Genomic DNA, 1,883 nt, shown 5'->3' with positions numbered 1-1,883 from the left:
TCAGCACAAGGAATCTGGTGATTTTGAGGAGTGGCTCACTTTTTCATCAGCACAAAGTATGTTTTTGGCTCACTATCAGATTAGCATAGGCAATTTAAGAATTGCCGATCAACAAACAAATATTATGGATAAATACAATAAAGGACGTGGAAAAAGAGATGAATGGCTGTATAACAAAAATACAAGGGAACGAATCGTGACCCTGCATGATGAGGGTAGGTCTTATCGCGAGATCGCCCAATTGTTCACAGCTGAAAGAAACCGAAAACCCGCATATGATCACAAAACAATATTGAAAATTTATAGGCATTACAAGAGGTTAAATGATGAAGATCCGAAAAGGAAGCCTGTAACGCAGCAATCCTTAATGATTAATCATCATCAAGAATTATTGGATTTGGTTGACCGTGACGGACATTCTCTAACAGCAGCTGCAAAAATTCTCGGCGAAAAATATAGAAATGGACAGTCATTCGATCAACAATTTATATCTGAATTATATAAAACCGAAAAAACCGAGAGGGGAGAACCATTAAAACAAACGATGAGTAACATACTTTGGAACAACTTAGAAATAGTTTGTAATGAAGTCAATAAAGGAGGATCCCAACGAGATATTGCTCAAAGAGTTAGCAAGGCCCTTAAATTATCCAATACTCTTAATCACACAGAAGTGATGAGAGTATATCGGAAGCATATGAAGTCTCAAGAGTAAGTTTGATACTTAGAATGGTTTATGAATTATTCATAATATAGAATACTTATTATATGGTTTCTCGAAAAATATGGAGTAATTTGTAAAACAAATCGAATTACCCAGATTACGGGAGCAAACTCTCGCGTTTTTGAAAAAGTGAAATTGTAAATTGCGTCGTATTGAAGCTGTACCAATTGGTTCCGGATTCTGGCATTGTTAGAATAACCCTGTTTTTGCACCTTTTTTGTTCATTTATGTTAAAAGTGAAATTTCAAATCAACATCAAAGCCTTATCCTGCAATGCTTACGGCTATTCTCCGTTATCAAATAAACCCCGATTTTGCATCTTTTTTGTAGCATAAACAAAAAGTGAAATTTCAAATCAACATCAAAGCCTTATCCTGCAATGCTTACGGCTATTCTCCGTTATCAAATAAACCCCGATTTTGCATCTTTTTTGTAGCATAAACAAAAAGTGAAATTTCAAATCAACATCAAAGCCTTATCCTGCAATGCTTACGGCTATTCTCCGTTATCAAATAAACCCCGATTTTGCATCTTTTTTGTAACGTAAACAAAAAGTGAAATTACTAACCATGCTCTAATGTAGTAATATCAATAAACTCATCAAAATATAATTTAATAATTTACCAACTTCTAAGGTGTGATGTTGCGTTTTTTTGACCACTTTTCAACCAGTTTTCAATAATGGAAAGAACACCCTTGAATTAACCGCTTGTAGTATAACATCCGTTATTATCAGTTGCTCTTTTTATTCTATTTTAGACTGCTGATTCTTCAATGTAAGTTCTACTTAACAATTTCGCCACTAAGGAAAAAATGCTGGACGGCATTCCTAATCTTTCTATGATGAGGATGGCTTCTCATCGTGATAGCTGGGACAAAACAGAATAATTTATCTTAGCGAACTTCAAGCAAATTTTCAAAAGCTAATACTATTAGATTTGACAACATCATTTTTTTCCTTAGAGGATATCTTTTTTATGATATTTGTGTGAATACGGTATATCTTCACTTCTTGCACTTTTCAACCAACATATCATAATTGCACCTAAACTTTGAATCGTACTCTGTAGATTTACACAAAAGTTCTACACTGGCCATTCCTCCAACATCTTCCAATTACTTGCTCCATTTTTTTGTGTGACACAATAGTTTTACACGG

Annotated in this window: 1 protein-coding gene; it reads left to right on the top strand. The window is 34.2% G+C overall.

All coding sequences use genetic code 11. The annotated features are described in order from the left end of the window. On the top strand, positions 1-715 hold a 715-nt coding region (locus QOL74_RS18315; RefSeq protein ID WP_283410952.1), incomplete at its 5' end, for a hypothetical protein. Positions 716-1,883 lie beyond the last annotated feature (1,168 nt).

It is taken from the genome of Anoxynatronum buryatiense (assembly GCF_900182905.1).
GTDB lineage: Bacteria > Bacillota > Clostridia > Peptostreptococcales > Tindalliaceae > Anoxynatronum > Anoxynatronum buryatiense.
Note: the sequence above shows the minus strand (reverse complement) of the source record. Positions and strands in the feature narration are given on the sequence as shown.